Here is a 26,080-nt window from a genome sequence, read left to right as displayed (position 1 = left end):
CTCGCTCCTCGGTTGGCGTGGGCGGTTTCGTTTGGGTTTGCTATACCTTCAGTGTAACGCGTTGTGTGGCTGGAAAGGTAACGACTCGCTTTTTTCAAAAGAGTTTGGGACGTTGGGTGCAGTTTCGGCATATGGTTTTGTTGTTAGGTTGTGTTAAGGTTTCGAACACTTGCGTGTGCTTTTGGTTGTTGACCTCGAAAGGGGCGATAATACGCTCCATGAATAAACGCAAACACACACAACAAAACCAGGGCGCGGTTCCTCAGGGAATGCGTCCCGTCTCTGTGCACCGCAATTCTCGCGGAGCAATCACTTATGCGCCTATGGGCGCTCCTACAAGCGCGGGCTATGGCGCTCAAGCCTATTCGCGCGATTGCTACCAACCGCCCAAAAAGCGCAGGCGTGGTCCCATAATTGCCCTTATCGTGGTGCTGGCCTTGGCTCTTCTTGTGGGAGGCGCGGCATTCGCGGGCGTGGTCTACATGAACTCTATCGGCAACAAGCTTCACGAGGACGTGTCTGACGAGCTGAAAGCTTCCCTGTCGAACGAAACAGTGCAGCCGGGCGAGCCATTCTATTGCCTTATTATGGGCGTCGACAAGTCCGAAGAACGTGAGCAGAGCGCCGAATTCGCGGGTGACACCTTCCGCAGCGATTCCATGATTCTCGCCCGAATCGATCCTACTCAGAAAACCGTGGCCCTGGTGTCCATCGAGCGCGATACCTATGTGGATATCGAGGGCTATGGTCCGAACAAGCTCAACGCCGCCGCCTCATATGGCGGAGCGCCGCTCGTGGTGAGCACTATTTCGAGGTTCGCCGGCGTGCCCATTTCCCATTACGTATCGGTTGACTTCGATGGGTTTAAAGCGGCGGTTGACGGCTTGGGAGGCATCGAAGTCGATGTTCCCATGGCCATTGATGACGACGAAGCGGGCGGACGCGTTGAAGCGGGCCAGCAAACGCTCAATGGCGACCAGGCGCTTATTCTGTGCCGCAGCCGCCATGCCTACGACGATTACGGATCGGGCGATTATTACCGCATGGCGAACCAGCGCATGGTACTCGGCGCAATTGCGAAGAAGCTCATGTCTGCCGACGTCGTTACCATGACCAATACGCTTTCTGCCATGGCAAGTTATGTTACGACCGACATGGAAGTGACCGATATCATTTCCGTTGCCACGAGCATGCGCGGCATTGATGTCGATAGCGATATTTGGTCGGCGATGAACCCCACGTATGCATCGTATGAGAACAATATTTGGTACGAATACAGCGACAACAATGCATGGCGCAAAATGATGGAGCGTGTCGATGCGGGCCTGCCGCCGTATGAGGACGAGAATCGCAATGCCAACAATGGCGGAACTCTTGACGGCACCGTAACTGGTATTCAGGAAACGGGCGGCTTGCTTTCGGGGTCGAGTGTCTCGTCGGGCGGCTCGAGCTATGGCGGTTACGATTCGGCTACGGGCTCCGGCTATAGTTCTGGCTACAATTCCGGTTACGAAAGCGGCAGCTATGGTTCTGGCTATGACGGCAGCTACGGGTCGGACTATGGGTCGTCGAATTCCTCCACGTATGATTATGACTACGGTACTTCTGGAGCCGGTTCGGCGTATGGGGCCGACGGCCTATCGAGCGGTGGAACGGATGCATACGATGGCGCCTCGGACTCGACGAGTGGTGCATATTAATCCGAAATAACCAAGGCGGCTCCGGCCGCCTTTTTTGTAGTGAACCTTTCAGGAGGTTTTCAGTGCTGTGGGCTTTTGTGGAATTGTCGACGCAATGCATATCTTGCCTGATAGGATAATTATTCGTTTTGCGCGTGCATTGAGCGCGTCGCGTTTGACGTTCGATAGCAAGGAGCAAACCTATGGCCCCTCGGCACCGTAGCTCTTTTGATTCTTTCCCGTCGGGTGAGTCGTCTCGTCGGTCAAATACCCCTCGCCGCAATGAGGATGCATCGCGCCCCCAGGCTTCTGCTGCCCGTTCCTATTCGCGCGCTGCGTATGGCGATACGGGTGCGCGCCAGCGCGCCGCATCGTTTTCCCGCGATTCAACTCAAGCTGAATATGCGCGCATTCGCGCAAAGAAGAAGCGCCGAAAAATCATTGGTGGCGTAATAGGAGCGTTGTTTGCGGTGTTGCTCGTGGGCGGCGGCGCGGTGCTTGCCTATATGGGGATTCTCAACGGCAAGTTGAGCTTTGGCATCGATGACGAAACGCGCGGCGCGCTTGTCGACAAGTCGCTTTCCGAACCGTTCTATATGCTCCTCATGGGCACTGACAAATCAGAAGACCGTGATGCGAGCGGTGAATTTGGCGATGCGTATCGCAGCGACTCTATGATGCTCGCGCGCATCGATCCGCAGCAAAAGAAGGTGACGCTCGTTTCCATTGAGCGCGATACGCTGGTTGATATCGACGGCTACGGCATAAATAAGATCAATGCCGCCTATGCGCTTGGCGGCCCGTCGCTTGCGGTGAAAACGGTTTCGGAATTTGCGGGCGTGCCAATCTCCCATTATGCGGAAATCAACTTTGATGGCTTCAAAGCGGTCGTCGATGCGCTTGGCGGAGTCGATGTGAATGTGTCCATTGATATCGACGATCCCGAAGCGGGTGGCAGCCTCTCTGCCGGCGAACAGACGATCAATGGCGACCAGGCGCTTATTCTGTGCCGCAGCCGCCATGCCTACGAAGATGCTGGCTACGGCGGCGGCGACTACTATCGCGCGGCGAACCAGCGCATGGTGCTTGGCGCGATTGCGAAGAAGCTGTTGGCCAGCGACCCGGCGACCATGGCGAGCACCGTTACGGCGCTGTGCGATTACATTACCACTGACATGTCGGTGACCGATATTGCCGCTGTCGCCAATTCGATGCGAGGCATGGACCCGTCTACCGATATCTATTCGACCATGAACCCGACCATTTCATCGTATGAAGATGGCGGTTGGTACGAATATAGCAATAACGAAGCTTGGGCGGCCATGATGAAGCGCATCGATCAGGGCCTTTCTCCCACGCCCGACGAGTCGGCTTCGATGAATAACGGCGGCGTGACCGACGGCAGTATTGGTGGCGAAGCGGTGGCTCAAGCCGTTTTGAGCGGCGAGGAGTCGAGCCTTTCCGACTATGGCCACGGTGAACAGGTCGAAGTGCAAAACGGAAGCGGCGTATCGGGCGTTGCCGCCACAGCTGCAAGCACGCTTACGAACAAAGGCTACGACGTAACGAATACGCTCGATGCCGATTCGTATAACTACGGCAAAACGCTCGTCATTTACGACAAGGGGACCGACGAAAGCGTTGCGAAGAGCATCGCCAAGTTACTTGGCTGCGGCACTCCTACGGTAAATGATGGCAGCTACACCTATGAGGGCTCCTATTTGGTTATCGTGGGCAAAGACTACAAGGGCTGAGCACTTTCCTTGTAGCCGCCATGCGCGCGGTGAGGCGCCTCGGTTGCCGGCGTAGTCGCGGCATCTTCTTGCGGGGACGATTTCGAAGTAACGAACGCGGCCGGGGCATTGCGCCTCGGCCGCGTTGCGTATGCGAAAGCTTTTTCGTGTGCGGCGTTTGCTGCTATCCCAGATTATCCCAGCGTTCATCGAATTCAACGCGCTCGTCCCAAGCGGCAACCCAGGTTCGAACGGTTTCAACGAAGGCTTTCGCGGCCATTGAGGCGCGGTCCCATGACCGCATGGCGATTCCAAGTTCGCGGTGGGTGGGAATCTCCAGCTCGATGCGCGCAAGCTGGAAGGGCGCCTTGCGCAAAATGAGCTTTGGGAAAAGGCTGTAGCCGAGGCCTTTGTTCACCATGCCCATAACGGCGAAGTCGTTATCCATGACGAAACGCGTGCGCGGCACAACCTCATGCCGATCGAATACGGCGTCGTATTCGCTGTAGTCTGGGTTTCGAATTTTGATGTACGGTTCGCTTGCAAGCGCCTCGCGAGGGAAAAAGTCTTCTTGGGCGAGGGGATGGTGCGGAGCCAGCGCGACATAAATCGGGTCTTGGACCAGGGGTATGACGAAAAACTTTTCCCGAGGAGGCAAAACGATGAATCCGCAGTCGAATTCTCCGCGCAGCACGCCTTCTTCGATTGCTCTTTGGTCTTCGAAACACGCGAATTCGAGTTCGACTTTCGGATGGGCGTTTGTGAATTCATCTACGATGCCTGGCAGCCAGCGAATGGCGGTCGATGCGAATGCAGCGACGCGCACCGTGCCGCTTTCCAAATGCCTCACTTCGCCCAAACGCGCTTGAAGCGCTCGCTCGCTCGTGCACACGTCTTGAATCCAAGGTAAAAGGTTGCGGCCGTCCTCGGTGAGGCGAACGCCCGAATGATCGCGCGCGAAAAGTGCCGTGCCCATTTCGGATTCGAGCGAGCTCATCATATAGCTAATGCCCGCCTGGGTGTAGCCAAGCTGTTCGGCGGTGCTTTTGAAGCTACCTGTCTCGGCCGCCAACACAAAGGCTTCATACTTCGACGTCATGAAAACCTGCCGTTTCTCCTGCTATTTCCTTCTTTACGTGTGAAATCAACGGGGTATAAGAAACTCTTTACCTATTACAAAATACTCTAGTTTTACTTTATTTCAACAACCTCGTAGTATACGCATCATCGGGAAGTCGAAGTAGGCAATGGCGACCGCCGAAACGACGATGAAGCTCCCGTAAACACCCAAAACAAGCAAGTGGTTTCAAGGCTCTTCGATAAGGCCTTGGAGCTTCTTGCGCTTATTGAAGAAAGAGGACGGCTCAAAGTGACGCAGGGTAAGAACATGGTATTTGCGGCATTCGTTGTGCTGCAGGCGATTTTCTACGGCGCAGACAACGTCGTTATGAAGGTTGCTTATGGCGAGGTTTCTCCGCTGTGGTGCCAAACCCTTCGTTTTGGCCTGGCCTTCGCTTTGTTCATGGCTCTGTTTGGTAAGCAAATCGTCAAAGGTCTGCGCGGCTCCCGCGTGAGCGCGTGGCTCCCCGTCGGCGTGGTGTACGCGGTCGCGTTCGTCGCGAGCTCGCTGGCCGTCGATATGACGAGCGCCACCAACGCGGGCTTCTTCATTTCTCTGCCGATGTTGTTCACGCCGGTGATCGCGCTCGCGCTTATGCGCCGCACGTATCGCTTGAGCACGTTGGTCCTGCAAATCGCGGTGCTCGCGGGCCTGTACCTTCTGTGCTGCAACGGCGGCGCGCTGTCGTTCGGCATGGGCGAGTTCGTGGGCCTTGGCTCTTCCGCTTTGTTCGCGCTGGGCATCGTGCTCTCCGAACGCGGCCTTTCTGAAATCGGCCCTGCCGCCATGTCGGCCGTGCAGACCGGCGGAGCTTTCCTGTTCTCGCTGGGCGGCGCGGTTGCGACCGAGCCCGCGCCTGCCTTCGGCACCGTTTCAGTGGGCACGTGGGCTGCGGTTGCCTTCCTCGCCATCGCCGGCACGTGCTTGGCGTTCTGGCTGCAGAATAAGGCCCTCGCGCACATTCCCGCCGCGACCGTTTCGGTCATCCTGTGCTCTGAGCCCGTTGTTACGGCGATTATTTCCTTCTTCGTGCTCGGCGAGGTGCTCTCGATGATGGGCGTGCTGGGTGCCGCGATTATCGTGGGCTGCACCGTTGCCGCCACGCTGCTCGATTCTCGCGCCGAAAAAGACCAGGTCGAAGAGCTTCCCGCATTCGACCCCGCCTTCGAGGTCGCGCAGACTCGTACGAGCATGAATCACTCGCTGTAAGCATTCGCGCTGTCTTCTCTCTCCGAGGCCGCGATCTTCCCAAAGCGCGCCCTTGGGGCAGCGGATGTTTCTTGAAAGCCGCTCGAAAGGGCGGCTTTTTCTTGCCCAGTTTTATCCCCGTGGGTGTTGCCTTTTTGAGCTCGCCACCTGTTAAATGCTCGTAGCGTTTAACAGGTTCAAGGCAGTACTATCTAAAAGAAACTAAGGCGCAAAAAGATTGTCGCATGCCATTTTGCCTGTTCCAGCTCTTGAAGGAAATCTCCAAAACCAGAAACTCAACACAGTTCGTGAAAAAAAGTCTTGACTTAATTTCTCAATGTGTTTAAATTTTTCGTTTACGTAATTAGCCGTGTAAGCACGTCCAAAGGGCTGCCGAAACGGTAAGAATATCGTCTTTTTACCCCAAAGGAAGGAAGACCTGTGGCCAAGGCAGAAAAGACCGGCGCCGGCGTATACAGGGAGCGTCATTCGTTCGCGAAGATCCCTGGCATCGTCGATGTCCCCAACCTCATCGCCATCCAGACCGACAGTTTCAAGTGGTTCATGGAAGAAGGCATTACCGAAGCCTTCAACGACGTGTGCCCCATCGAGAATTCGACCAAAGATATGTGCGTCGAGCTCGGCGAGCATCACTTCGGCGAACCGAAGTACACCGTCGACGAATGCAAAGAGAAAGACGTCTCCTACCAGGCGCCCCTCTATGCCAAGATTCGTTTCATCAACCGCGAAACCGGCGAAATCAAAGATCAGAACGACCTGTTCATGGGCGATTTCCCGCTCATGACCCCTCGTGGCACGTTCATTATTAACGGCACCGAGCGCGTTGTGGTTTCCCAGCTCGTTCGTTCGCCCGGCATCTATTTCAGCGCCGAGCGCGACAAGACGTCCGACAAGACCATCTACGGCGCGAAGGTTATTCCTTCTCGTGGCGCATGGCTCGAGTTTGAGACCGACAAGCGCGACATTCTGTCGGTTCGCATCGACCGCAAGCGCAAGCAGCCGGCCACGCTGCTTTTGCGCGCCCTCGGCATCGCCGACACCCGCGAAGAAATCATCGATATCCTCGGCAGCTCCGAGATGGTTCTGCGCACGCTCGATCGCGACCCCGCGACCACCAAGGAAGAGGCGCTCATCGAGCTGTACAAGCGTTTCCGTCCGGGCGAGCCTCCTACGATCGACTCCGCGCGCACGCTGCTCGACGGCCTGTTCTTCAACCCGCAGCGCTACGACCTCGCCAAGGTCGGCCGCTACAAGGCGAACAAGAAGCTTGGCTTCGATCCCGAATTCGACGCTTCTACGCTCACCATTGAAGACATCGTCGCAACCATGCGCTACATCGTTGCCCTTCATGAGGGTGAAGAGGGCTATCAGGTCGACGACATCGACCACTTCGGCAACCGTCGTATCCGCACGGTCGGCGAGCTCATCCAGAACCAGTTCCGCATCGGCCTTTCGCGCATGGAGCGCGTTGTGCGCGAGCGCATGAGCATGCAGGAGCCTGACGAAATCACTCCGCAGAGCCTCGTGAACATTCGCCCCATTGTGGCTGCCATCAAGGAATTCTTCGGCTCTTCGCAGCTGTCGCAGTTCATGGACCAGGCAAACCCCGCCGCAGGCATCACGCACAAGCGTCGTCTGTCTGCTCTGGGCCCTGGCGGTCTGTCGCGCGAGCGCGCAGGCTTCGAGGTTCGCGACGTTCACAATTCGCACTACGGCCGCATGTGCCCCATCGAGACGCCTGAAGGCCCGAACATCGGCCTTATCGGCTCGCTGGCGACCTTCGCTCGCGTGAACAGCTACGGCTTCATCGAAACTCCGTACCGTCGCGTTATCGACGGCAAGGTGACCGACGAGGTCGACTACCTCACCGCCGACGAGGAAGAGAACTATGCCATCGCCCAGGCTATGGAGAAGTTCGACCCCGAGACGCGCGTATTCGGCGAGACCATCGATGGCGTGTTCGTGCCGTCTGAAAAGATTCTGTGCCGCACCCGTGACGCCGACGGCGTCTTCGGCGAGCCCGAGGAAGTCGCTCCCGAGCGCGTCGGCTACATGGACGTGTCTCCTCGTCAGATGACTTCTGTCGCTACCTCGCTCATTCCGTTCTTGGAGCACGACGACGCAAACCGCGCCCTCATGGGTTCGAACATGCAGCGTCAGGCTGTGCCTTTGCTGCAGCCCCACGCTCCGTACGTCGGCACCGGCATCGAGCACCGCATCGCGGTTGACTCGGGCGAAGTGCTCGTTGCCCAGAACCCTGGCGTGGTCGACTACGTCGACGGCTCTACCATCATCATCAAGAATGATGAAGGCGAGTTCGACGAGTACCTGGTTCCGAAGTTCCAGCGTTCCAACCAGAGCGGCTGCATCAACAACAAGCCTATCGTGCGCAAGGGCGACGAAGTCCATGCGGGCGACGTTTTGGCCGACGGCCCCAGCTGCGACCACGCAGAGCTGGCGCTTGGTCAGAACCTCATGGTCGCTTACATGACCTGGGAAGGCTACAACTACGAGGACGCTATCATCGTGTCCGAGCGCGTTGTTGCTGAAGACCTGCTCACGTCTATCCATATTTCTGAATACGAAGTCGACGCTCGCGACACGAAGCTCGGCCCCGAGGAAATCACCCGCGAGATTCCGAACATCTCCGACGACATGATTGCCGACCTCGATGCCGACGGCATCATTCGCGTTGGCGCCGAGGTGTTCCCTGGCGACGTTCTGGTCGGCAAGGTCACCCCGAAGGGCGAAACCGAGCTCACCGCTGAGGAGCGCCTGCTGCGCGCCATCTTCGGCGATAAGGCTCGCGAGGTTCGCGACACGTCCCTCAAGGTGCCTCATGGCGCTGGCGGACGCGTTGTGGGCATCTATCGCTTCAGCCGCGAAAACGGCGACGACATGGCTCCGGGCGTCAACGAACTCGTGCGCGTGTACATCGCTCAGAAGCGTAAGGTGCAGCAGGGCGACAAGTTGTCTGGCCGCCACGGCAACAAGGGTGTTATCTCTCGCGTTCTGCCTGTTGAAGACATGCCTTACCTCGCCGACGGCACGCCGATCGACGTCATGCTGAACCCGCTGGGCGTTCCTTCCCGTATGAACGTCGGCCAGCTGCTCGAATGCCACCTTGGCTGGGCTGCTAAGTGGGGTTGGTCCGACGAGGCCGAAACCACCGAGGCCGTCGAGGGTCCGAAGTACGTCGCAACCCCCGTGTTCGACGGCGCGACCGAGGAAGAGATCGTCGACGTCATTGGCAAGGCGAACCGCAACCTCATCAACCTGAACCATGCGAAGTACGGCGATAAAGCCCGCGACGAGTTCGTGCCGCAGCTCAATGAGTTCGGCAAGACGTGGCTCTACGACGGCCGCACGGGCGAGCGCTTCCGCGAGCCCATCACGGTCGGCTTCCCCTACATCTTGAAGTTGGGCCACATGGTCGACGACAAGATCCACGCTCGCTCGACCGGCCCTTACAGCCTCATCACCCAGCAGCCTCTTGGCGGCAAGGCCCAGTTCGGTGGCCAGCGCTTCGGCGAGATGGAAGTTTGGGCGCTGTACGCGTACGGCGCTTCCAACGTGCTGCAGGAGATTTTGACCATCAAGTCCGACGACACGTCGGGCCGTGTGAAGGCGTACGAGGCCATCGTCAAGGGCGAGAACATCCCGCCCGCGGAGGTGCCCGAGTCGTTCAAGGTTCTGTTGAAGGAAATCAAGTCCTTGGGCCTCAACGTCGAGATGATCGGCGAAGACCACAAGGCGATCGACTTCGACGCCGCCGAGCTTGAAGCCAAGGCGGCCATGGCGAGCCGTCATCACAACGAGGGTGACGATGACATGCTCTCGAACATGATGAACGACGCTTCCAAGACCGAGAAGGAACAGGCCGATGCCTTGAGCGACATCGCTGCCGACCTTCAGAGCATGATGAACGACGTGACCGACGCGAACCCCGATGTTGAGAGCCTGATCGGCTCCGATGAGCCGAAGTCCACCTTCGGCGAAGGAGAGGAAGAGTAAATGAGCGATTACGACGTGAGCAACTTCAGCGCCCTGCGCATCTCTCTCGCGAGCGCCGAGGATATTCGCAGCTGGTCGCATGGCGAGGTCAAGAAGGCCGAAACCATCAACTACCGCACGCTCAAGCCCGAAAAGGACGGCTTGTTCTGCGAGAAAATTTTTGGCCCCACTAAAGACTGGGAATGCGCCTGCGGCAAGTACAAGCGCGTTCGCTTCAAGGGCATCGTGTGCGAGCGCTGCGGCGTTGAAGTTACCCGCAGCAAGGTTCGCCGCGAGCGCATGGGCCACATCGAGCTTGCGGCTCCCGTGAGCCACATCTGGTACTTCAAGGGCTCCCCGAGCCGCTTGGGTTACCTGCTTGACATTGCCCCGAAAGAGCTCGAGAAGGTTCTGTACTTCGCCAGCTCCATTGTGACCTGGGTCGATACCGAGGCTCGCGATGAGGATGTCGAAGAGTTGCGCGACGAGCTCGCCGCCGACCTTGAAGAACTCGATGCCGAGCGCGATCGCCTGATCGAGGCCACCCGCCGTCTGTCCACGGAATACGTTCCGGAAGACGACGAGTTCGCCGACGAAATCGACGACGACGAGCGCATGGAGCCCGAAGAGGTCGAGGCTGAAATCGCCGACATCTATGACGAATACAATGAGCGCAAGGCTCTGCGCACCGAGGCATTCGACGCGTTTTTGAAGATCGTGCCGAAGCAGCTCGTGCCCGACGAGGCCTTGTATCGCGAGATGCGCATGAACTACAGCGACTACTTCCGTGGCGGAATGGGCGCCGAGGCCGTGCGCGACCTGCTTGACGACATGGACCTGGAGGCTGTTGCCGAAGAGCTCAAAGATACCATCGAGAATGGCAAGGGCCAGAAGCGCGCCAAGGCTATTAAGCGCCTGAAGGTCGTTGACGCTTTCATGAAGAGCGACAACAAGCCTTCCGATATGATTCTTGACGTCATTCCGGTTATTCCGCCCGATTTGCGCCCCATGGTGCAGCTCGACGGTGGCCGCTTCGCAACGAGCGACCTCAACGACCTGTATCGTCGCGTGATCAACCGCAACAACCGTTTGAAGCGCCTGCTCGACCTCGGTGCCCCCGAGATCATCGTGAACAACGAGAAGCGCATGCTTCAGGAAGCTGTCGACTCGCTGTTCGACAACGGCCGTCGTGGCCGTCCCGTCACGGGTCCGGGCAACCGTCCGCTGAAGTCGCTCTCTGACATGCTCAAGGGCAAGCAGGGCCGCTTCCGCCAGAACCTGCTCGGCAAGCGCGTCGACTACTCTGGCCGTTCGGTTATCGTCGTTGGTCCTCAGCTGAAGATTCACCAGTGCGGCCTGCCGCAGCAGATGGCTCTGGAGCTGTTCAAGCCCTTCGTTATGAAGCGCCTGGTCGAGCTCGAGTACGCCGCCAACATCAAGGCTGCCAAGCGCGCTGTCGACCGTGGTGCGAGCTACGTGTGGGATGTCCTCGAAGAGGTCATCGTCGACCACCCCGTGCTGCTGAACCGCGCACCTACCCTGCACCGTCTGGGCATCCAGGCCTTCGAGCCTGTGCTCGTCGAGGGTAAGGCCATCAAGCTGCACCCGTTGGTCTGCACCGCGTTCAACGCCGACTTCGACGGCGACCAGATGGCTGTGCATGTGCCGCTGGGCAACGAAGCCCAGGCTGAGGCTCGCGTGCTCATGCTGTCCGCCAACAACATCAAGTCGCCGGCTCATGGCCGCCCGCTGACCATTCCTACTCAGGACATGATCATCGGTATGTACTTCCTCACCACGGTTCGCGATGGCTTCCCGGGCGAGGGCCGCGTTTTCGCGAGCGTCAAGGACGCGCTCGACGAGTTCGAGGCTGGTACGGGCGTAGACATTCAGGCTCGCATCTCTGTTCGTGCTACGCGCGACATGCAGATTGCAAAATCGTTCAGCGATTTCGAGACCGTGAAGGCCGGCGAGCGCTTCGAAACGAGCATCGGCCGCATCATCTTCAACAACGTGCTGCCTGAGGACCATCAGTTCGTCAACTACGTTGTGAACAAAAAGGAAATCGGCCGCCTCATTGAAGAGTGCTCGAACCGCTACGACGTTTCCGAGATGCCCGCCATTTTGGACGGCTTGAAGAACGCTGGCTACCACTACGCCACCAAGGCTGGCATCACGGTGTCCGTTTTCGACGCCACCATGCCGCCGAACAAGGCTGAGCTGCTTGCCGCTGCCGACGCCAAGGTCGACGCAATCGATGAAGACTACGAGATGGGCCTCATGAGCCCTGAAGAGCGCCATAAGCAGGTCGTTGACATTTGGAACGACACCACCGAGGAAATCGGCGAGGCCATGGCTGCCAACTTCGACCAGTACAACCCCATCTACATGATGGCCGACTCTGGTGCTCGTGGTAACATCAAGCAGATTCGCCAGCTGGCTGGTATGCGCGGCCTCATGGGCAACACCAAGGGTGGCACCATCGACCGCCCGGTTAAGTCGAACTTCCGCGAGGGCCTTTCGGTTCTGGAGTACTTCATCTCCACGCACGGCACTCGTAAGGGCATGACTGACACCGCTCTGCGTACGGCTGACTCGGGTTACCTGACCCGTCGTCTCGTCGACGTCGCGCAGGACGTTATCGTTCGCGAGATCGACTGCGGCACGCCCGAGGGCGTTCCTTATCCGCTGCATAACGAGAAGGGCGAGATCGACGAGAACCTCATCGGCCGCTGCCTGCTCGAGGACACGGGCGATCTGCTCGCTGGCGATTACATCACCAGCATGGATCAGCTCAAGGCGTTTGAGGCTGCTGGCATTGACACGGTCGTCATTCGCACGGTCATGACCTGCCACGCTGAGCATGGCGTGTGCCAGAAGTGCTACGGTTGGGACTTGGCCACGGGCCGTCCGGTGAACATTGGCACTGCAGTCGGCATTATCGCCGCTCAGTCCATTGGCGAGCCGGGCACGCAGCTCACCATGCGTACGTTCCACGCCGGCGGCGTTGCTGGCGACGACATTACGCACGGTCTGCCTCGTGTTACCGAGCTTTTCGAGGCTCGCAAGCCTAAGGGCCAGGCTGTGCTCGCCGAAATCGCAGGTACCCTGCAGATTACCGGCGACAAGACCACCAAAACGCTCACCGTGCATGACACCGAGGGCAACTTCCGCGAGTACGTCGTTTCGGCGCGTGCGCAGATGTTGCCTGGCATCATCGACGGCTGCGCTGTGAAGGTTGGCCAGCAGCTCACCAAGGGTTCTGTGAACCCGCACGACTTGCTGCGTTTGACCGACCCGAACACCACGCTGCGCTACATCGTTGCCCAGGTCCAGGACGTGTACGTGTCCCAGGGTGTAGACATCAACGACAAGCACATCGAGGTCATCGCGCGTCAGATGCTGCGCAAGGTCGTTGTTATGGAAGCCGGCGATTCCGAGCTTTTGCCCGGTCGTCAGGTGAATCGCCACGAGTTCGAGCGCGTTGCCAACGAACTCATTGCAGAAGGCAAGCAGCCCCCCGTGGGCCAGCCTCTGCTGCTCGGTATCACCAAGGCTTCGTTGGCTACCGACTCGTTCCTGTCGGCCGCGTCGTTCCAGGAGACCACCAAGGTTCTCACCGATGCCGCGATCGAAGGCAAGACCGACGTTCTCGCCGGCCTGAAGGAGAACGTCATCATCGGCAAGCCGATTCCTGCTGGTACGGGTCTTCCTCGCTACCACAAGGTCGGCCTCACCTACAAGGGTGCTCCCGTGCATCCCGAAGGTGAGGAGCAGCTGCCCGATTACGCGCCGCGTGAGCTTCGCGAAATCGAAGACCTGCTGCCCCAGCCTCAGGACTGGTCGCTCGACGAGAACTACATGGGTGGCTACGGCAACTACTTCGGTGGCGGCAGCTTCCGTGGTGGCCGCGCTAACCAGCTCTCCGACGAGGACGCGCGTCTGTACCTCTACGACGACCTGGGCGTTTCGCAGCGTTGGGCTAACAAGTTCAGCGAAGCGGGCATCGAGACCGTTGGCGACTTGGTCGGCTACACCGAAGATGAGCTTTTGCGCATCGAAGGCATTGGCGCCAAGGCTATCGAAGAGCTCAAGACCGGCCTTGCTGAGCATAGCCTGAGCTATCTCATCGAGGACGACCTGGCTGCGTCCAACGACGACATGAGCCAGTTGCTCGACATGGTCTTCAGCCCCGACGACACGGTGCTCATCGGCGGCGATTCGCCGGCGACGTTCAACACCGAAGGCGAGGAAATGCTGGGCGAGGCTCTGCCGCCGCGCAGCTATCATCGCGACCTGAGCGAACTTGACGCCCTGCTGGGCGGCCTGGGCGACTTGGGCTTCGGCGAGACGAGCGAGAAGCACGAAGCTGAGTCCGACGAAGACGAAGAGTAACGTGCGAGTCGCATAAACGACATTGAATGCCGCTCCGGGAAACCGGGGCGGCATTTTTGCGTTTGGGGCCAGCGCGCCCGTGGAGTTTTCATTGTTGGGCGCCTTCTTTGAGTCGCCAGTGGAATGGGCGGTTGCGAACTATGGCAAAGATACGAATCATGAGCACAGCTCACGCCCTTGTGACCGCTGCCGTAGCATGCTTGTGTTAGGGTTGAATGGGAAATATGTAAAACGCCGGTATGGGCGAGGAAGGTACGCGAGATGTCAAGCGCCGAAAAAGCCAAGAAAAAGCAGCGCAACCAGGAGTGCTGCAAAGTCAGCGAGGAAATCAAGCAACGCGCGGCAGACATAGAGAAGGAAATCATCGCTGAGCGCCGTTATTTCCATAAGCATCCCGAGCTATCGCTGAAAGAGACCGAGACGGCAAATGCCCTTTGCTGGCGTCTTGCCTCTATGGGTATCGAATACACCCGCGTACCTGGAAACGGTATTATCGCGACCATCAAAGGAACGGCGCCCGACGCGTATGACGCAGAGGGAAATCCGCGCCGTCGCATCGCGCTGCGAAGCGACATTGACGCCCTGCCTGTAACCGAGCTCACGGGCGCTCCGTATGCGTCGGAAAACGAAGGCGTCATGCATGCGTGTGGCCACGACTGCCATATGTCCATGCTGCTCGGCGCGGCGCGCATTCTTTTGGGCATGACCGATGAAATCCATGGGGAAGTGCGCCTGCTGTTCCAGCCTGCCGAGGAATGCTCCGTTGGCTCTCGCATGATGATCAAGGCGGGGGCGCTCGATGGCGTCGATACGATTTTCGGCACGCATATTTGGAGCGAAGTCGATGCGGGAACTATTTCATGCGCGCCTGGTCAGCGTATGGCCAACACCGATTGGTTCCGTATCGATATCAAGGGCGTGAGCGCTCATGGCTCCATGCCCCACAAGGGCGTCGATGCCGTGGTGGTTGCGGCCGAAATCGTGGTGGCGCTTCAGGTTCTTGTGAGCCGCGACATTTCCCCCTTCGAGCCCCTCGTGGTTACCGTGGGCGAAATCCATGGAGGCGAAGCCCGCAACATCATGGCTGGCTCGGCCTACCTTACGGGCACGATTCGTACGTGGAGCGACAAAACGCGCAAAGCCATGCCCGAGCGCCTGGAACATCTTATCCAGCGTTCGGCGAAAGCGTTCAACGCGAAGGCGAAACTCACGTATCAAGAAGGCAATGCCGGCCTGTCGAACGATTCCGAATGCGCCGAGCGTTGCCGCAAGTCTGTCGTGAAGCTGTTCGGCGAAGAGGCGGTCAGCGATTACGAAGGTACCCTCGCAGGTGAAGACTTTAGCGAATATCTCGATATCGTGCCTGGCGTGTTTGTGTTCCTTGGCTGCCGAAACCCCGATGTTGATGCGGTGTATCCTCAGCACAGCGGGTACTATACGGTCGATGAAAGCGTTCTGAAAAACGGTGCGGCGCTTGCCGCCCAATATGCCATCGATTTTCTGGCAGAATAACGCTGGGCGAACACAAGCGCGAAACCCAACGAATCGCGACGGTATGTATTGAGAGTCAAGGAGACCTCTATGGATGAGCAGCAGATGAACGAAGGCCTTTTATGCGATGCCGATCGCCAGCTCATCGCAAGCGCTGCTCGCTTGCAGAAATATGTCGAAGCCCCCGTTCCTGCAGGGCTTCTTGGCGAGTTGTCGGACGATTTGCTGAAGCTCGCTTTCATTCCGTATGCGTCGAGGTCGAAACTCTCGAGCTTGTATGGGCCGGGTCTCGATTTCATGAGCCTTGTCAGCGCCGACTGGCGCGAGGCTTTTTCTCAGGGTGCATTGCGCATGCACAACGCGAAAACGATCAGCTTCCCAACGCATATCGAAATGGCGAATGGCGAGGCCGTTGAGCTCTCTATCTCTGAGAATGCGCAGGAAGGTGGGCCTGCGTGGTTTCTGTCGTATGTTCCCATTGTCGAGCATATGAAGCTGCGTCGCGATTGCGTTGCCGAGGCGAAGGCCGAATCGGAAAAGCCCCGACTCCCCAAAGAGCCGCTCCCGGCGCTTATGGAGGACGGTTTTGCGGGTATGCAGGAATCCGAAGATTATCTCGTGAACCCTGTGCCCCTTGCCGTTTTGAACGAGCTCGATTCAATGGATGCCGAGTTTTCTTCGTTCGTCTGGGTGTCGCAGCGTCGCAACGAGCAGATTGCCGAATATGAGCAGCGCAATATCGACGTATTGGAATTGCTGAATCGCGATTGGGACTATGCGCTGTCCAACCGTGTGCTTCGGTATTACGAAGGCAAGGTCATTTTCCCCGTGAGCATCGTGCGCGACGACGGAGAAACGCTCGTCGAGGTTTCCATCAAACGCGATCGCGGGGCGGAAAGGCCGGGTGCGTTGCCGTGGCATGTCTGCTTCGTGGACAACTTCGCTCGGCAAAAGGTGCGCGCTGGCCACGCGCTTTTCGATTGGGCCTACCTGGGGAATTTCGACGATACGATCGAAAGCCTTGCCGAGATGGCTCTCGCTGAAAAGTGGGGGTTCGAAGCCGACGATGAGCCGAAGTCGAATTCGATTCTCAAAAGCTATCTCACGTATACCTTCTATAGGTTGCAGGCTGAGGGCAAAGTGCTCGAAAACCGCGAAAGGGGAATTGCCGCATTCAATACGGGCCTCGTCGACGCAACGTATGAGGCGATTTATGCGTGCTTCTCCCCGTCGAACATGGAGCAGCCTTGGCGCTTCGAGGCGTTCTGCAAAGCGGGTTCGAGAATGTGGGGAAAGAAGCTCGTGGCTTCGTTTGAGCCTCTGCCGCAAAGGGCGTCGTATGTCGAAAAGAAGGATGACCTGCTTTTTGACGGGAGTCGAACGCTTCAGCGCGATGTCGACCACATTCTTCTCGACAACATCGATCGATTGCCGAAGGCATTTCTCGCTGAAGAGCTTCGTGGCGCAGATGATGCGATAGAGGCGCTCGACAAAACGATGCATGCCGAGGACGACACGTCGAGATGCGCCGCGTACGATGAGCTTCGCGAGGCTGTCGAGGACAACGTGAGAATCAAGCGCAGGCTTATCAATAGGCTCGATGACGCTATCGAGCTTGCCCAAAAGCGTGTCGAGTGGAATTTCAAAACGGCCGTTCCGGCGTTTTATCCCACAAAGAACACGATGAGCCTGCTTCTTCCGCTCGATCTTACCGAAAACGAGCAGCCCGATGTCGCGCTTGTCGTTGAGCTTATGGAATCGGGGGCCTATATTGGGCAAACGATCCTTACCATGAAGATGGCTTACAACAATGCAAGGCTCATTTGTCGGCCCGACAGCGATTGGCTCAACACGTCGCTGCGCCTTTCCTAAAAACTATGAAGAGCGCCCCGCTTTGGTATGAAGCGGGGCGTTTTGCTTGCGGGGCATACACCCCTTCGTCGTGTGACGACCATCTTGCATTGATTCGTATAGTTTTTGCCGCTTGCGCGCTTTAGGCGGCGAAAGCGCACACATACCGTTAGAATGGCTCTCGAAACATGGTGGAAACTTTTATGAAGGCATGCCACGGCCTCGTTTTCACTGAACGAACAATCGATTTAGGAGCCCACATGAACGCCGACCTCACGAGTCGTTATGGAACCATGGTCTTCTCCGATCACGTCATGAAGGAATATTTGCCCTCTGACGTGTACAAGAAGCTTTCTGAAACCGTGAAGGAGGGCAAGCCGCTCGATCTTGACGTGGCAAACGCCGTCGCCCACGGCATGAAGGAATGGGCCCTCAAGCATGGCGCCACGCATTTCGCGCACTGGTTCCAGCCCCTTACGGGCATCACGTCGGAAAAGCACGACGCTTTTCTCGATCCGGTGGGCGATGGCACGGCGATTGTGAAATTCTCGGGCAAAGAGCTTGTTCAGGGCGAGCCCGATGCATCGAGCTTCCCCAATGGCGGTTTGCGCGCAACGTTTGAGGCGCGCGGCTATTCCGCGTGGGATCCCACGAGCCCCGCATTCATTAAAGACGAAGTGCTGTGCGTGCCCACGGCGTTTTGCTCTTATTCGGGCGAGGCGCTCGACAAGAAGACTCCGCTTCTGCGCTCTATGGCCACGCTCGACAAGCAGACGAAACGCGTGCTTGCGCTGTTCGGCAAAAATCCCGCTCACGTCACGGTCAACGTGGGCACCGAGCAGGAATACTTCCTTATTTCTGAAAAAGATTACGAGCGTCGCCAAGACCTCATCGTGTGCGGCCGCACACTGTTTGGCGCGCCGCCGTGCAAGGGCCAAGAGCTCGACGAGCATTACTTCGGCGCCATTCGCCCTACGGTGAATTCGTTTATGAAAGAGCTCGACGACGAGTTGTGGGGCTTCGCGGTTGCCGCGAAAACCAAGCACAACGAAGTCGCGCCATGCCAGCATGAGCTCGCCCCGGTGTTTTGCAACGTGAACCGCGCGGTTGACGAGAACCTGCTCACCATGGAAATGATGAAGCTGCTCGCGAGCCACCATGGCCTCGTGTGCTTGCAGCACGAAAAGCCGTTTGAGGGCATTAACGGCTCGGGCAAGCACAACAACTGGAGCTTCGGCACCGAGGACGAGAACCTGCTCGACCCGGGCGACACGCCTGAGGCGAACTTGCAGTTCATCGTATTCCTTACCTGTGTTATTGAGGCGGTCGACAATTATCAAGACTTGCTGCGCATGAGCGTTGCAAGCTGCGGAAACGACCATCGCTTGGGCGCGCATGAGGCTCCGCCGGCCATTATCTCGATCTTCTTGGGCGATGAGCTTTCGAGCATCATCGACGCGCTTACTTCGGGCGAAACTGCCGCGCACACGTTGCGCGAGCAGCTCGACTTCGGCGTTGACGTGCTGCCGAACCTCGAGCGTGATACGACCGACCGCAATCGTACGAGCCCCTTCGCCTTCACGGGCAACAAATTCGAATTCCGCATGCCGGGTTCGAGCGTGAACGTGTCCGACGCGAATACCGTGCTCGACACCGCCGTGGCGAAAACGCTCAAGGAATTCGCCGATGCCATGGAGGCGCGCGGCGACATGGAATTCGAGCATGCCGCGCTCAATTGGGTTCGCAAGAGCCTGCAGGCGCACAAGCGCATCCTGTTCTCGGGCGACGGCTATTCTGAGGAATGGCATGTCGAAGCCGAGCGCCGTGGCCTGTGCAACTTCGCCACGACCGCCGATGCGTTGCCGTGCTTCGTTGCCGAGAAGAACCTCGAGCTGTTCTCTGAGATGGGCGTGCTTTCGCCCGTCGAGGCACGCAGCCGTTACGAGGTGAAGCTTGAGAAGTATAACAAGCTCATGAATATTGAAGCGAACACCATGGAAGTCATGGCGCGTCGCACGTATTTGCCCGTGATCAGCGCATATGCCACGAAGATCGCCAAGGGCATTACCACGGTGACCGCCGCGATGCCCGATGCGCCCATGTCGCACGAGCACCGAGAACTCAAGACGCTCACCGAAGGCGTGAACGCGATTTACGACGGCCTCGATGCTTTGCGCGATGCCCATGTCGCGGCCGAGGCGATTGCCGATTCCCAAGAGCAGGCCAACGCGTACGCCCACAAGGTGCGCCCCGCGATGGATGCCCTGCGTGCCGCGGTTGACGCTATGGAGCCTATTGTCGCAAGCGACTATTGGCCCGTTCCGACATACGACGACATGCTTTTCTACTGCTAGTCTGGCCTTGCGGCTAGACTCATGGGCCCGTGCTCGCTGACGTTTATTCGGCAGACCTGTTAAATGCTCTGAGCGTTTAACAGGTCTGCGGGTGACGCATTGGCGCCAATGATAGAATGATAAGAAGCGAAAGGGGCCGCATGCCCCTTTCTTGTTGTGGCGATATTCGCGAGGTGACATATATGGGAATTCGTGCGACGGCTGCCGTGGCTTTGGGTCGAGCGGCCCGATGGGGCGGCGAAACGTTCATGCATCGCTCTGCGGGAAATATCCCGGGCGCTATGGCGCTTAAGGTTGACCCCATGGTTTTGGTCGACCTGGCGAAAAAGGTGAATCCCGTAGCCGTGATTTCGGGCACGAACGGCAAAACCACCACCACGAACCTCGTTGCCGATTGCTTGCAAACCGCGGGCGTGCCGCTGTATTGCAATCGCGAGGGAAACAACCTGCAGTCGGGCATCGTGACGTCGCTCATGCTCGCGCCTGACACGTCGAAGGTTGTCGACGCCGCGAGCGCCGCGCAGGCGCCCGTGGGTTGCTTCGAATGCGACGAGATGTACACCAAGTATGTGCTGCCTCGCCTTCGCCCGCATTATTTCATGCTGCTGAACCTGTTCCGCGACCAGCTCGACCGTTTTGGCGAAATCGACCGCATTCAGGCCACCATCGCCGAAGCGCTCGCGAAAACGCCTGAAACCACGTTCGTGTTCAACGGCGACGATCCGCTGTGCGCGGCCATTGCCGACCGCATTCCCAACAAATCGCTTGCGTTCGGCATCGCGAGCGACATGGGCCTTTCCGCCGACCGCATTTCCGATAGCCGTTTCTGCCAAAAGTGCGGCGGCGCGTTGGAATACGACTACGTGCACTATGGCCAGCTCGGCGCCTATCGTTGTCCCGATTGCGGGTGGGCGCGTCCCGAGCTCGCTTTTGCGGCGACGAATGTGCGTCTGGAGGAAGACGGCTTCGTGTTCGATATCGATGGCCGCAGCGTGCATACGGGGCACACGGGCGCCTACATGGTGTACAACGTGCTTGCCGCCTATGCCATCTCGAAGCTGTCGGGCATCGTGTCTTTCGAAAACTATCAGGCTGCCGTGCGCGAGTACCACCCGACGAACGGTCGCCTTCAAACGTTTGATTTGGGAGAGCGCAAGGTCATGACGAACCTCGCGAAGAATCCCACGGGCTTCAACCAAAACATTCGCATCGTGCTCAACGAGCGCGGTCGCGTGCTCGCGCTATTCGTGAATGACAACGACGCCGATGGTCACGACGTGTCGTGGTTTTGGGATATCGACTTCGAACGTTGGTCGCAGATCGAAGGCCTGCGCGCCTTTGTGGGCGGCACGCGCGCGAACGATATGCAGGTGCGCTTGAAGTATGCGGGCATCCAGGCCGAAATCGTTGAGAACGTCGCCGATGTGTTGGCTGCGACGCGCGTCGACGATGGCAAGGTGTACATCATTGCGAACTACACCGCGCTGCCGGCCGTTCGCCGCGAGCTCGAAGGCCTTGAAGCCGCCGCGAAGGGGGAGGAATAAGCCATGGTCGATTCTTTGAAATGGGCTCACATGCCCTCGGTGCGCGACGATGTGAAACCGCTTACCATCGTGCATTTGTTCCCCGAGCTTTTGAACCTTTACGGCGATGGTGGCAACGTGATTGCCCTTACGCGCCGTTTGCAGTGGCGCGGTTTGCCCGTCGAGGTGCGCGAGATTGGTATGGGCGACGCCATGGATTTCTCGCAAGCCGATATCGTGTTCATCGGCGGTGGCGCCGATCGAGAGCAAATGATCGTGAAAGACGCCATGGTCGCGCGAAAAAGCGAGCTTTCCGCCTATGTGGCCGATGGCGGCGTGCTGCTCGCGGTATGCGGCGGCTACCAATTCTTGGGTCATAGCTACGCCATGGACGATGTGGTGGTCGAAGGCCTTGGGGTCATCGATATGGAAACCGTGCGCGGCGAGGGCCGTCTTATCGGCAATGCCGTTATCCAAAGCGATATTTGCGATGCGCCGATTGTCGGGTTCGAAAACCACGGCGGACGCACGACGCTCGGCTCCGACGCAAAGCCGCTTGGCCGCGTGCTCGGCAAAACATTCGGCAACAATGGTGAAGACGGCTTTGAGGGCGTGCATCAGGGCAACCTTATTGGAACCTACCTGCATGGCCCCCTGTTGCCGAAAAACCCGCAGGTCGCCGACTATCTTATCGCGCGGGCCTTTGACCGTCGCGGCGATGCGCTCGAGCTGGTTCCGCTCGACGATGCCGTTGAGCTTGAGGCAAATCGTGTGATGGCGAAACGTTTGAATGTGCGATAATTTGAGCAGTTATCGCTTGATTTCTGGCGATGAGTGGATTATGCGGCACGTGAACAGCTTGTTCACGACCGACAGCACCTCAATAGTGCGTGGATTGTGAGAAGGTACTGTATGGCGCGACAAAATGCGGTGGTGCCTCAGGAAGGGACCCCAAAAAACGATGCTATCGAGGTGCAGGGGCCGGCCGACGTCACGGCGCCCCCTCGTGCGTTCCAAGACCCTCAGGGCATTCAACGCCGTCTTTTCCAGGCTATGTCGTTCACGGCTGAAGGCCATTATCTATTTATGTGCGATATCGAAAGCAATTGGTCGCGGTGGTCGCATAACGCGGTGGTCGATTTCGGTTTGCCGGGTGACATGATGTACGATGCCGGCTCTATTTGGATTGAACGCATTCATCCTTCCGATCGTGGGGCCTGGTCCAACGATATCGACCAGGTTTTTTCTGGTGAGAAGAAGGCCCACCGTCTCACGTATCGCGCGAAAAACGCGTCGGGGCGCTATGTGACGGTCGATTGCCAAGGCGTCGTGATGGAAGGCGGTTCCGACGAGCCGCGCATATTTGCGGGAACCATCGTGAATCGCAGCATAGCGGCGGGAAGCGACCCAATAACGGGCATCGACGATGTTCGCGAACTCAATGCTGAGTTGACCCATAGGCGCGAAAACAACCAGGGTGCCGATTTCATCGTGCTGCAAATCGGAGACATGTCAGAATTTATTGTGTCATACGGCATCGAGGTGTCAAACGGTGTAATCACTCGGGCCATCGAGCGTATAGGCGCCGATGTGCGATTTGCGGAAGGCGCCCATCTATATCGCTCATACGGTTTGCAATACGTGCTTGTACTCGATCGCGACGATGGCCGCAATTTGCAAGGCTGGGCGAATGACGTTCTTCGTCTTGTGACCGAACCCGTGCGTGTGGGCAGTATGGACGTTCTGCTTCCCGCCACGGTGGCAATTGCGCGATATCCGCGTATTGCGGTACGTCCCACGATGGTGATTGACGATTTGTATCGTCGTGTCGCTGAGGTCGTGAATCATTCCAGGCAATCTTCCGGGCAGAGTCACCCTCTTTCATGTGCCGCAACGCGCAACGCGACGGCGGCCCATAGTACCGATCCAATCACGGGTTTGTCTCGTATCAACGACTTCTTGCGCCACGCAAACGACTATGCGATAAAGCATCCCGATGATCGGCGCTGTATGGTATCCATTGATTTGGGCCATATGCGCATTTTCAACGATTGGTATGGAAAGCGGGAGGGCGACGCGCTGCTCGGTGAGGTTGGCGACGTTTTGCGCGATATGGAGGCGCACGGCGTGGGCTTCGCGGGCCATTGGGGCCAAGACAATTTTATGGTATGCATGCCATTCGACAAAAAGCAAATCGATGGCCTGTACTACCGCATTTTCGCTATCGTTTCCGCTCATGATGATGCCATCGGTTTCTTGCCAGCGTTTGGCGTTTTTCCGCTTGAACGCGGTGCCGATATTTCGCTTGCCGATTGCGACAAGGCGAAATTCGCCCTGGGCAAGGCGAAGCATGAGCTCAAAGATCGTATTCAATATTTCGATGCGGGCGAATACCAGCAAAACGAGATGGAGCACTCGTTGCTCTCCGATTTCCAGCGCGCTTTGAATAGCGGAAACGTCACGTTCTTCCTGCAGCCCCAGTGCGACATTTCGACGGGTCGTATTGTGGGCGCTGAAGCGCTTGCGCGGTGGCGAACCGCTGACGGGGCTTACGTATCGCCTGCGGTATTTGTGCCGGTGCTTGAGCGTAACGGCTTTGTGAGCTCGCTCGACCGTTGTATTTGGAAGCAGGTCTTTAAATGGATAGGTGATCGCCTTGATGCGGGTGATCCCGTGATTCCCATTTCCATTAACGTTTCTCATGTCGACATCATGTCTATGGATGTCGCGGCGGTTCTCGATCGGTTCGCGCGGCGCTATCGCGTGCCTGCGCGCTATGTGAAAGTCGAAATAACCGAAAGCGCATTCGTGAGCGACTGCGAGTCCGTGAACAGGCTCGCACGACAAGTACAGTCGATGGGCTACGCTGTATATATGGACGATTTCGGCAGCGGTCAATCCTCGCTTTCTATGCTGCGCGACATGAATATCGACTGCGTGAAGCTCGATGGTTGTTTCATGTCGGTCGAGCCGAGCGAGCGCGGCAGCGAAATCGTACAATCGGCCATCAATCTGGTGAAGAAGATTAAGCTGCCCGTGGTTGTTGAGGGCGTTGAAACGAAAGGTCAGGTCGACTTCCTTAAAAATCTCGGTTGTCGTTTTGTGCAGGGCTTTTATTACCACAAGCCCATGCCTCCAGCCGATTGCGAGGAACTCATCGCGAGCCAGACCCAATCGGCTTCGCCGCAGGCCATCGAATAACGGCTCATGCTACAGAATCCGAAACTTCAAGCGCCCGAATTCGTTCGGGCGCTTATTCATAGATTCGAGTTTTCTTCGTAACATTCCTTTAACAGCCGCATAAACACCCACGATGCTATTATTCCTGATAACTGCGGTCCGCTTTTCGCCGCAAGCGGACTTTGCTCAAAACGGCCGTCAGGGGGCTTTCATGATTGATACGAAGCAATATGTCATCAAGCAAATCGAAGAGCGCAACATTCGCTTTTTGCGATTGTGGTTCACCGATATTTTCGGCAATCTGAAAAATGTCGCCATTACGCCTTCCGATATCGAAATCGCGTTTGAAGAAGGCATCGGCTTTGACGGCTCGTCTATCGAAGGGCTTGCGAGTTTGCAAGATTCCGATATGCTCGTGCACCCTGATCCGTCGACTTTCCAAGTGCTGCCATGGCGCCCGAGCGACGATGGCGTGGCGCGCATGTTCTGCGATTTGCGCACGCCCGACGGGGCGCCGGCTGCCGGCGACTCGCGCCATGTGCTCATGAATATGCTGAAGCGTGCAGGCGCGATGGGCTATTCGGTCAATATCGGCACGGCGGTCGAGTATTTCTGCTTCAAGAGCGATTCCGCGCCTGAGCCTATCGACAAGGGCGGCTATTTCGACTTGGCGCCGCTCGACAATGCGTCCGACCTTCGCCGTGAAACGGTGCTCACGCTCGAGAAGATGGGCATTCCCGTTGAGTACTCGCATCATGAAGCGGCTCCGGCACAGCAGGAAATCGACTTGCGTTTCTGCGACGCGCTTTCCGCCGCCGATGCCGTGGTAACCGCGCGCCTTGTCATTAAGGAAACGGCCCATGCGCAGGGCGTGCATGCTTCGTTCATGCCGAAGCCTATCGAGGGTCAACCGGGAAGCGCGATGCATGTGCATCAGTCGCTGTTCGACGAGCGCGGCAACGCATTTGCTGATACGAACGACCCCGATGGCATGGGGCTTTCATCGGTCGCCAAGAGCTATATCGCCGGCCTTTTGAAGTACGCGCCAGAATACATGCTGATCACCAACCAATATGTGAATTCCTACAAGCGCTTGGTGCCAGGCTTCGACGCTCCCGTGCTCGTGTCGTGGGGAAGCCGAAACCGTTCGGCCATGGTGCGCGTGCCTCGCTACAAGCCGAGCAAGCCCTCATCGACGCGCATTGCGGTGCGCAGCGTCGATTCGGCGGCGAATCCGTATTTAGCGTACGCTGCCATGCTTGGAGCGGGCCTCAAGGGCATCGAGGAAGGCCTCGATCTGTGTGCGCCGGTTGAAGAAAACCTATTCAAGCTTTCTCAGGCTGAAATCGCCGAACGCGGCTTGAAATACTTGCCGCGCGACCTCTCCCAGGCGATTGACGAGTTCGAGAAATCGGAACTCATGCACGAGATTCTTGGCGATGTGATTTGCGAGAACCTCATTTCGGCCAAACGCGCCGAATGGGAGGAATATCGCGCGCACGTGAGCTCGTGGGAAATCGATCGTTATCTGGCAAGGCTGTAGGGAGGCGCG

Annotated in this window: 13 protein-coding genes; 12 read left to right on the top strand and 1 reads right to left on the bottom strand. The window is 57.8% G+C overall.

What is annotated here, in order from left to right:
• Positions 1–218 precede the first annotated feature (218 nt).
• Complete coding sequence (locus tag DMP05_RS05140) at positions 219–1,700, top strand: LCP family protein (protein ID WP_244595057.1); 1,482 nt, start codon at positions 219–221, stop codon at positions 1,698–1,700.
• A gap of 182 nt (positions 1,701–1,882) precedes the next feature.
• Positions 1,883–3,433 carry an LCP family protein gene (locus DMP05_RS05135; protein ID WP_123219460.1) on the top strand — a complete coding sequence of 517 codons (1,551 nt, stop codon included), beginning with the start codon at positions 1,883–1,885 and terminating at the stop codon, positions 3,431–3,433.
• Positions 3,434–3,596: 163 nt separating this feature from the next.
• On the opposite strand, the gene DMP05_RS05130 is transcribed toward DMP05_RS05135, so the two are convergent.
• Positions 3,597–4,511: a LysR family transcriptional regulator gene (locus tag DMP05_RS05130; RefSeq protein ID WP_123219459.1), complete on the bottom strand. Its 915-nt coding sequence runs from the start codon at positions 4,509–4,511 to the stop codon at positions 3,597–3,599.
• Between the two features lie 270 nt (positions 4,512–4,781).
• Between DMP05_RS05130 and DMP05_RS05125 the strand changes: the two genes are divergently transcribed.
• From DMP05_RS05125 to DMP05_RS05085, 10 genes are all read left to right on the top strand, one after another.
• Complete coding sequence (locus tag DMP05_RS05125; protein ID WP_123219458.1) at positions 4,782–5,741, top strand: DMT family transporter; 960 nt, start codon at positions 4,782–4,784, stop codon at positions 5,739–5,741.
• Between the two features lie 420 nt (positions 5,742–6,161).
• Positions 6,162–9,755 carry a DNA-directed RNA polymerase subunit beta gene (gene rpoB, locus DMP05_RS05120; protein WP_114614675.1) on the top strand — a complete coding sequence of 1,198 codons (3,594 nt, stop codon included), beginning with the start codon at positions 6,162–6,164 and terminating at the stop codon, positions 9,753–9,755.
• Positions 9,756–14,129 (top strand): DNA-directed RNA polymerase subunit beta', encoded by a 4,374-nt coding sequence (locus tag DMP05_RS05115; protein WP_123219457.1) that lies wholly within the window; start codon positions 9,756–9,758, stop codon positions 14,127–14,129. It begins immediately after the preceding gene.
• Between the two features lie 261 nt (positions 14,130–14,390).
• On the top strand, positions 14,391–15,641 hold the full coding sequence (locus DMP05_RS05110; RefSeq protein ID WP_123219456.1) for an amidohydrolase: 1,251 nt from the start codon (positions 14,391–14,393) through the stop codon (positions 15,639–15,641).
• 69 nt (positions 15,642–15,710) lie between these two features.
• Positions 15,711–17,492, top strand: coding sequence for a DUF3825 domain-containing protein (locus tag DMP05_RS05105; RefSeq protein WP_123219455.1), 1,782 nt, complete (start codon positions 15,711–15,713; stop codon positions 17,490–17,492).
• Between the two features lie 239 nt (positions 17,493–17,731).
• Positions 17,732–19,825: a glutamine synthetase III family protein gene (locus tag DMP05_RS05100; RefSeq protein WP_123219503.1), complete on the top strand. Its 2,094-nt coding sequence runs from the start codon at positions 17,732–17,734 to the stop codon at positions 19,823–19,825.
• 140 nt (positions 19,826–19,965) lie between these two features.
• A complete protein-coding gene (locus tag DMP05_RS10135) occupies positions 19,966–21,369 on the top strand; it encodes a Mur ligase family protein (protein ID WP_244595056.1) in 1,404 nt (467 codons plus the stop codon).
• A gap of 3 nt (positions 21,370–21,372) precedes the next feature.
• On the top strand, positions 21,373–22,149 hold the full coding sequence (locus DMP05_RS10130) for a type 1 glutamine amidotransferase (protein ID WP_244595055.1): 777 nt from the start codon (positions 21,373–21,375) through the stop codon (positions 22,147–22,149).
• 111 nt (positions 22,150–22,260) lie between these two features.
• A complete protein-coding gene (locus DMP05_RS05090) occupies positions 22,261–24,549 on the top strand; it encodes an EAL domain-containing protein (protein WP_123219454.1) in 2,289 nt (762 codons plus the stop codon).
• Between the two features lie 190 nt (positions 24,550–24,739).
• Positions 24,740–26,071 carry a glutamine synthetase family protein gene (locus DMP05_RS05085; RefSeq protein WP_123219453.1) on the top strand — a complete coding sequence of 444 codons (1,332 nt, stop codon included), beginning with the start codon at positions 24,740–24,742 and terminating at the stop codon, positions 26,069–26,071.
• The last annotated feature ends 9 nt before the right edge of the window (positions 26,072–26,080 follow it).

The sequence above is a fragment of the Slackia isoflavoniconvertens genome (assembly GCF_003725955.1).
GTDB classification, from domain to species: domain Bacteria; phylum Actinomycetota; class Coriobacteriia; order Coriobacteriales; family Eggerthellaceae; genus Slackia; species Slackia isoflavoniconvertens.
The sequence above is the reverse complement of the archived record's forward strand: the minus strand, read 5'-3'. Positions and strand labels throughout refer to the sequence as shown.